The sequence below is a fragment of the Marinicella gelatinilytica genome (assembly GCF_026410405.1).
Lineage (GTDB): Bacteria > Pseudomonadota > Gammaproteobacteria > Xanthomonadales > Marinicellaceae > Marinicella > Marinicella gelatinilytica.
Window position 1 is genome coordinate 18,875 of record NZ_JAPMLN010000022.1, and the last position, 8,187, is coordinate 27,061.

An 8,187-nucleotide genomic window follows, 5' to 3' on the forward strand; every position below is an offset into this window, starting at 1 on the left:
TGGCCTAAAAAGGCAACTCTAAATCAGCACTGACATTTAACAGTTGCTCTCTGAACTGTTCTTGAATTCGTTCTAAAGCGGCTTCATTGTCAGCATCAAAACGAATCACTAAACATGGGGTGGTGTTAGAACAACGAACCAGGCCCCAGCCATCTTCAAAGTCAGCACGGATACCGTCAATGGTGGTGATCTTAGCGTCCTCAAACTTCACCCGTTTTTCAAATTCTTTCATGAACATATAATGTTCGCCTTCCGCCATTTCCACTTTAAGCTCAGGGGTGCTGACACCTTTGGGCAAAGTGTCGAATACCTCTTGAGGGGTGTCGGTTTCCTGGTCCAAAATCTCCAATAACCGAGCCGCTGCATAGATGCCGTCATCAAAACCGAACCAGCGCTCATTAAAGAAGAAGTGTCCACTCATTTCACCGGCCAATGCGGCTCCGGTTTCTTTGAGTTTGGCTTTCATAAAGGAGTGACCGGTTTTCCACATGATGGGCAGACCGCCATTTTTAACAATGGATTTGGGTAAATGTGCAGTACATTTAACGTCAAAAATAATGCTGGATCCTGGTTGTCGCGTTAATACATCTTTAGCAAACAGCATTAAAAGTCGGTCAGGATAAATTATCTCACCTGATTTTGTAACCACACCAAGCCGATCGCCATCACCATCAAAAGCAATCCCGATATCGGCATCAACCGATTTTAAGGTGGCTTTTAAATCTTCCAGGTTCTCCGGAATGCTTGGATCCGGGTGGTGATTGGGGAACTCGCCATCCACTTCACAGTGTAGTGGAATGACATTACAACCAATCTCTTCTAAGACATCAATGGCAATGGGGCCGGCGATACCGTTACCGCTATCGACCACCACTGTTGGCTCTTTTTCCAATTGGATTTCAGAGCTGATATAGTCAATATAATCATCTGCGATATCAAGTTCTTGCACATTGCCATCACCGGTGAGTAAGTCGCCCTCACATATCATGTCATAGAGATTGGTTATCAGTTTACCGGCCAGGGTTTCACCATCTAACATGATTTTTAAACCATTGTATTCAGGTGGATTATGGCTGCCGGTGAGCATTACGCCTGAGCCGGTTTCAAGGTGATGGGTGGCGAAATATAAAACACCGGTGGGAACCGCACCAATATTAATCACATCACAACCACTGGCTTTAACGCCTTGAATTAACGCATTCAATAAATCCGGTCCCGATAAGCGACCATCACGCGCCACCACCAGAGATTGGCGGCCACGGTTTATATTCTCTGTGCCAATGGCTTGTCCAATTTGCATGACTGTGTCGCGAGTCAAGGTTTTATCAACAATGCCACGGATATCGTAGGCTTTAAAAATAGATGGATCGGGAAGTTTTTTGTGGGTCATTTGTTGTGGCTCATCTTGGTTTTCTGAAGTGTGTTTTTTGTCCTCGCTGACGGCACGCGGAACATAATGACTGGCTTTCTTTTTGTCTTGGCTTGCTGTTTTGGTCGCCATTGTTTGGATGCGTTGTCGCCGTTTTAAGAAAAAGGCCACCGTTAATAATACCCCGGCAAAAGTGGCAATGATGCTTCCTAATAGGGTTAGTTTAAACAAACCGGCAGCGGCTTGTGGGGTGGCATAGAGTACATAAAAATTTGATTCGGGAATTTTTATTTCATGTTCATTGGCGGCTTCTGAAGTGTTGCGGTTGCCCCATTGTTTTAACGTTACCGTGCTCCAACGGCCGGATTTTTGTACCAGCTTTACTTCACCTTTGTTAACTTGCACAGCGTCGTAATTCACTAATTTTTCGACCGGATAACTAATGACAACGTAAGCTTGTTCCGGTTGTTGAATCAAAACATAATTTAGGTATTGGTTCTTTTGGCCATATAAATGAATTTCAGGTAACAATTCTTGTTGTTGTTCACTGGTTTGTTTCAGCATATCCAAGGTGGCATAGTTAATACCGGGAAACTCAGGGTCAGGCATTATACCGTCGATGGGTTCAGTGACGCGAAGAACCCGTAGTGTATCAGGCACTTGTTCTTCAATAAGTCCAACAACATCCTGATTATTGGGATTATGTTTAACAATTTCCGCCGCTGTCTGATTAATGGTTTGTAGTTTGCCGGTGACATTATCGGCCACCGCTTGTGCGGTTTTGCTTAAACCCGAACTGACCTGTTGGCTGATGAGGTTTTGATAAGTTAAATAAGCAAAAAACAAGGTCAATAAAAGTGCCACCAGAGCCAAGCTTGTCCACAGCAATTCGTCTGCAGGTTTTAGATGAAGCAGGGATTTTAAGTCCAGAGAATTGGTTGGTTTTTCGCTACTTTCTTGCTTTGACTTTTTGTTAACCGGTTTATTGAGTTTAGCCAATAAGTTTTTGATGTCCATTTTTTAGCTGACTCCACTGTGGCCAAAGCCACCGTCACCGCGGTCACTATCGCTAAAGCCATCAACTTGATTAAATTGCGCTTGAATCACCGGCACAAAAACCAATTGGGCCATGCGATCGCCGCGCGCTAATGTCACCGGTTGTTGTGAGCGATTCCAACAAGATACGTATAATTGACCTTGGTAATCAGAATCGATTAAGCCCACTAAATTGCCCAAAACCAAGCCTTTTTTATGCCCCAATCCCGAGCGCGGTAAAATCATGGCAGTGATGTTAGGGTCTTTGATATGGATGGCTAACCCGGTCGCAATCAGTTCTGTTTGCCCGGCTGCCAATGTGAGATCTGACTCAATACAAGCACGCAAATCCAAACCTGCCGAACCTTTGGTGGCATATCGTGGCAAATCAAATTCCTGATGGAACTTTTTATCTAAAACTTGTAGGTCTATTTCTGTCATGGCAATTGTCGTTGTGTTACCCAAGATTATCACAATTTAAGGATTTTAATTGAGACTTGTACATTATTCCACGTCTTTAAAAAAAGAATCATAAATTAGTTATTCTATACGATAAAAGACACTGAATACGCCGATATGGAGCAGGCTTCTTTAACAAAGTGACAATTTTTAAACGCTTTTAAATATATTTTATGTCATTGTTTTATGGAAGATATAGACTTCTGGGTCATCACAGCTTACATGGTTATCGGAAAACGTCCATAGCAATGTGAAAAATTAGTGGTGACAATAGACATTTAAATTATTGTTGAGGAGTTTGTAGTGGCATGATGATAAAAGAATTAGCCAGCAAAGACCGCCCACGAGAAAAATTGATTGCCACCGGTGCCGCTAACTTAAGTGATGCGGAGTTATTGGCGATATTTTTGCGTACCGGTATTGCCGGCACCGATGTCATGACCCTTGCTTTACAAATGATTAATCAATTTGGCAGTATAAAAGGTATTTTAGATGCCTCATTGGCGGATTTTAAACAAGTCAAAGGCTTAGGCATGGCCAAATATGCTCAATTACAAGCCGCCGGAGAGTTGGTTAAACGTGCCATTAATGAACAATGGCATGAAAGTCACAGCTTTACCGACCCGGCCCATGTGAATGACTATTTACTGAATAATTTTGAAGCATGTGAGCATGAACGATTTGCTTGTTTGTTGTTGAATAGTAAACACCGTTTATTGCGTTTTGATTATTTATTCAATGGCGGTATTAACAGCGCTCAGGTTTATCCCAGAGTGGTGGCCCAACATTGTTTAAAATACAATGCCGCCGCCATTATTTTTGCTCATAATCACCCTTCGGGTGACGTACAACCTTCTCAGGCGGACCGAGATTTAACAGTGCGATTGGTGAAAACCTTACAGCTGATAGATGTTAAGGTTCTGGATCATTTTATTATTGGCCGACAACAGACTTTTTCTATGGCCAGCCATCAAATGATATAAATTAGCCGGTTTTTTTGGTAAGCTAAGGACTTTAATACACTAAACCCACACGTGTTCTTTAAGCGTTTAAATCCGATTGACCGAGCTGAAAAATTAATCGAAAAAGGCAAATATAAAAAAGCCTTAAAACTATTGGCAAAAACCTTTGTTAAATACCCCAATAGTTTAGACTTGGCCAGGTTGCGATTTGAGTACGGTAAATACATTCCCTTTGATGAATTGCATCATGAAGCGGCCGTGGATTATTTTAATTTACAAATGCGCTTTGACGTGTCCGGCGAAAAAATTCACAGTGATTTTGTCAAATACATGACCACCACTCAGGGACGTATTAATTTAGATGATGAAACCTTGTCTAAGTTGGGCGTGGTGTTTGCCACCCATGGCTTTGAAAATAACGCCATCTACATTATAAATAGCATGATGCGCAAAGAAACGCGCATCGAGTCATTTGTTGATGCTTTGGTGGCTATTATTAATTATTTGGATGAAAAAGGTGTTCCTAAAAAGATCCAGAGTTACAAAAATTACCTGAAATGGCATTATCCGGAACATGAAATGACCAAATATATTTTAGGTAAATCTCGCTGATTATATGGCGTTGATGTTTCATTCCAGATAATTACTTATTATGGCTTTGTAAGTACAGTAGTTGCCCGTTATCATCTTTGCATTGCGAGAATTTTTTAACTTGTCTGCGAATGCCTTCAGCATCTAAACCGGCTTCCTCAATAACTTCTTCGCGACTACCGTGTTCCTGGAAATAATCTGGTAAACCTAAATTCAGTACCGGTATTTGAATATTTAAGGCATGTAATACTTCGTTGACAGCACTGCCGGCGCCACCGGCAACAACATTATCTTCAACCGTTACAATAAGCGCATGGCTATTGGCAATTTGTTTAATCATGGTTTTATCCAAAGGTTTCACAAAACGCATATCAACCACCGTGGCATCGAATTTTTCAGCGGCCAATAAAACCTGATCTAATAACGCACCAAAGGACAAAAAGGCAATCTGCTGGTTGCCTTTGCGGATGCGCTCAGCACGCCCAATCGGTAAAGCCGTCATTTCACTGTCTATGGCGACACCTGGTCCGGTACCACGCGGATAACGAACTGCGGCCGGGCCTTTATGGTCATATCCGGTGTACAGCATCTGACGACATTGGTTTTCATTGGCCGGTGCCATAATCACCATATTGGGTACACATCTTAAAAAGCTTAAATCCATATTGCCGGCGTGGGTGGCGCCGTCAGGGCCGACGATACCGGCGCGATCGATGGCAAATAACACATCCAATTCCTGAATGGCGACATCATGTATGAGTTGGTCGTAGGCACGTTGTAAAAATGAGGAATAAATCGCCACCACCGGTTTAATGCCCTCACAGGCCATACCGGCCGCTAAGGTCACTGCATGTTGCTCAGCGATGCCGACATCAAAATACCGTTTGGGGAAGAGTTTTGAAAATTCCACTAAGCCTGAACCCTCCCGCATGGCCGGGGTAATGGCTGCTAAATGATTATCATGACGCGCCATATCACAGAGCCATTGGCCAAAAATTTCGGTGTAGCTGGGTTTGCTGGGTTTGGCTTTGGGCTTCATGCCCACTGCCGGATCAAACGGGCTGACCGCATGGTATTTTATCGGGTCTTCTTCAGCCGGTTTGTAGCCTTTACCTTTTTTGGTGATGATGTGTAGCAATTTTGGGCCTTTAATGTCCTTGGCCACTTTTAACGTATTCACCAATTGTTCCGTGTCATGGCCATCAATGGGGCCTAAATGATGGAAGCCGAGTTCTTCGAACAAAGTATTGGGCACAAACATACCTTTGGTGTGAATTTCCCAGCGCGATAAAAACCGCCACAACCATGAATTACGTCGCATCATACGTTTGGATTGCTCCCGCATGCGGTTATAAGTGCGACCACTGACAATTTTAATCAGCATCTTGGTCAATGCCCCGACATTCGGTGAAATCGACATCTCATTTTCATTGAGAATCACCAAAATATCGTTATCCACTTCACCGCCGTGGTTCAAGGCTTCATACGCCATACCGGCTGTCATGGCGCCATCTCCGATGACCGCCACGCATTGGCGCGATTCACCTTTAATTTGACTGGCCAAAGCCATGCCCAAAGCCGCACCGATGGAAGTGGATGAGTGGCCGACACCAAAAGTATCGTATTCACTCTCGCAGCGTTTAGGAAACGGCGCCAGACCATCTTTTTGTTTAATGGAGGTAATGCGGTCTTTACGACCAGTCAGGATTTTATGTGGATAAGCTTGATGACCCACATCCCAGACAATGCGATCATCGGGCGTATTAAACACATAATGTAAAGCCACGGTTAATTCTACTGTACCTAAGCCCGAGCCAAAATGCCCACCACATTGAGCGATGTGATTAATCAAATAGGCACGCAATTCATCCGCTACTTGCGGTAAGTCATGTTCATCAACCTGCCTTAAATCGGCCGGAATCGTAATCTTATCTAACAGCGGATAATTGTTCTTCATGGTTTATTAACTCGTTTAATTACTTTTATGCTTCTGACCTTGGGTTTGTTTACCCTGGTTGGCCACCGCGTCCATGGCTGCTTTCAATTCATCGGGATCGCCTAAAAATTCACTTTTAATGGGCTGTAAATTATCATCTAATTCATAAACCAAAGGCACGCCGGTGGGAATATTGAGTTTCAAAATAGCTTCATCTGAGACTTTGTCCAAATATTTAACAATGGCCCGCAAAGAATTACCATGTGCCGCAATAATTAAGCGTTTACCTTGTTTTAATTCCGGCTCAATCACCTGCTGCCAATAAGGCATCACACGATCAACGGTATCCGCCAGACATTCGCCCAAAGGAATTTGTTCTTTGCTTAACGATGCGTAGCGCCGGTCACCGGCAATATTGCGTTCGTCATCCCAATCCAGTTTCGGCGGAGGTGTGGCATAACTCCGACGCCAAATATGTACCTGTTCATCCCCGTATTTAGCCGCAGTCTCAGCCTTATTCAATCCTTGTAAAGCACCATAATGCCGCTCGTTAAGACGCCAACTGCGCGTTACCGGCACCCAAAGCTGATCGAGTTCAGACATGGTGATGTGCAAAGTTTTGATGGCCCGTTTAAGCACCGAGGTATAAGCCTGATCAAACTCAAAACCCTCTGCAGCCAACAGTTCGCCGGCTTGTTTAGCCTGCGCTCGGCCGGTGTCCGTTAAATCCACATCCTTCCAGCCGGTGAATTTATTGGCTAAATTCCACTCACTTTCCCCATGCCGCAACAACACCAATTTAATCATATCTTTAATCTGGAATAAAAACGCTTCATTATATCATAAGCAGTATTTTTGCCTTGTTAAATACGCCTAATAAGGTGCCCGATATGCTCTTATAAAAAATAATTGAGTTGACAGTTCATAAATTATTAATTACACCCGTGGTGCATTTGGAGCGATAAATGGTAAATAAACATGATTTAATAACCAAAAAGACGACTCGTCATTCCGACTAAGCGAAGCGAATGGAGGAATCTTCTCAATTTAGTCAGAATTTTAAACTTTGGGAGATATCTCCACTCGCTTCGCTCGGTCGATATGACAACATTTGTTTTGGTTTCTTCCAAATGCACCACGGGTTAATTACATGTTTGTTAATATGATTTTGTTGCAATGACTTTAAAAGTGGTTTAGCTAATGAAAAAAGGGTGTTTAATTATCATTCTGATGCTTTTTGTTGAATGCATACATGCAAAGGATAGAGAGGTGAATTTAATCAATATTGTGAGTGGGTTTTATATTGGAAAGTTTGGCTGGGCTTACTCTAAAATTAATATGACTGATGATCAGGAGCATAAAAATATTGGCTGTTATAAAAAAATAAATAACTTTGAAATTGAAAATTGGACTGTTGAGTTTGGGGCGCCATGTGAACGTTTTGAACAAATACAATTGTGGTTTTTTAAAGATGATTCGAAGGTGTATAATATTTATCGTCAGAACATAACACAATTAAAAAAGATGATTGACTATATGTATAGTCAATCACCTCAGTTTGATTTACAAGTTGTCTTAATTGATCAGGAGTCAACGTTTGTAAAAAGCTATCATCATTTAGTACATGATTCTATACCTCTTAATACTTTTGGTCTAGTTCACAGTGAGAATTTTACGGACACCGAAATTGATAAAATAAACGTAAGCGCCAAGCGAACCCCATTCTACTATTTTTCTGATGTCTGATGCACACTGTGTGTTTTTAACACAGTGAATTACATGAGCAAAACTTACCGAAGCAAAGAACAATGGATTGAGCTTATTCAAGCCCATAA

The 8,187-nt window shown here is 42.4% G+C and carries 7 protein-coding genes; 3 read left to right on the top strand and 4 right to left on the bottom strand.

The features are described from left to right. Positions 1–4 precede the first annotated feature (4 nt). Entirely contained in the window at positions 5–2,386 is a 2,382-nt protein-coding gene (locus tag OS173_RS13350; RefSeq protein WP_323373194.1) for a phosphomannomutase/phosphoglucomutase, read from the bottom strand. Between the two features lie 3 nt (positions 2,387–2,389). Continuing rightward, positions 2,390–2,845: a dUTP diphosphatase gene (dut, locus tag OS173_RS12680; RefSeq protein ID WP_267184661.1), complete on the bottom strand. Its 456-nt coding sequence runs from the start codon at positions 2,843–2,845 to the stop codon at positions 2,390–2,392. 326 nt (positions 2,846–3,171) lie between these two features. Between dut and radC the strand changes: the two genes are divergently transcribed. After that, entirely contained in the window at positions 3,172–3,846 is a 675-nt protein-coding gene (gene radC, locus OS173_RS12685) for a RadC family protein (RefSeq protein ID WP_267184662.1), read from the top strand. Between the two features lie 51 nt (positions 3,847–3,897). Next, positions 3,898–4,437, top strand: a complete 540-nt coding sequence (locus OS173_RS12690) for a hypothetical protein (RefSeq protein ID WP_267184663.1) — start codon at positions 3,898–3,900, stop codon at positions 4,435–4,437. Positions 4,438–4,468: 31 nt separating this feature from the next. Here the strand turns inward: OS173_RS12690 and dxs are convergent, their stop codons facing one another. Both dxs and gpmA read right to left on the bottom strand, forming a co-directional pair. Further along, positions 4,469–6,373, bottom strand: coding sequence for a 1-deoxy-D-xylulose-5-phosphate synthase (gene dxs, locus OS173_RS12695; RefSeq protein WP_267184664.1), 1,905 nt, complete (start codon positions 6,371–6,373; stop codon positions 4,469–4,471). A 15-nt stretch (positions 6,374–6,388) separates the two neighbouring features. Then, a complete protein-coding gene (gene gpmA / locus OS173_RS12700) occupies positions 6,389–7,159 on the bottom strand; it encodes a 2,3-diphosphoglycerate-dependent phosphoglycerate mutase (protein ID WP_267184665.1) in 771 nt (256 codons plus the stop codon). A 393-nt stretch (positions 7,160–7,552) separates the two neighbouring features. Between gpmA and OS173_RS12705 the strand changes: the two genes are divergently transcribed. Continuing rightward, on the top strand, positions 7,553–8,098 hold the full coding sequence (locus OS173_RS12705; RefSeq protein ID WP_267184666.1) for a hypothetical protein: 546 nt from the start codon (positions 7,553–7,555) through the stop codon (positions 8,096–8,098). The last annotated feature ends 89 nt before the right edge of the window (positions 8,099–8,187 follow it).

Coding starts and splice junctions, on each gene's coding strand:
- OS173_RS13350 (WP_323373194.1), bottom strand. CDS start 2,386: ATGGACATCAAAAACTTATTGGCTAAACTCAATAAACCGGTTAACAAA.
- dut (WP_267184661.1), bottom strand. CDS start 2,845: ATGACAGAAATAGACCTACAAGTTTTAGATAAAAAGTTCCATCAGGAA.
- radC (WP_267184662.1), top strand. CDS start 3,172: ATGATGATAAAAGAATTAGCCAGCAAAGACCGCCCACGAGAAAAATTG.
- dxs (WP_267184664.1), bottom strand. CDS start 6,373: ATGAAGAACAATTATCCGCTGTTAGATAAGATTACGATTCCGGCCGAT.
- gpmA (WP_267184665.1), bottom strand. CDS start 7,159: ATGATTAAATTGGTGTTGTTGCGGCATGGGGAAAGTGAGTGGAATTTA.
- OS173_RS12705 (WP_267184666.1), top strand. CDS start 7,553: ATGAAAAAAGGGTGTTTAATTATCATTCTGATGCTTTTTGTTGAATGC.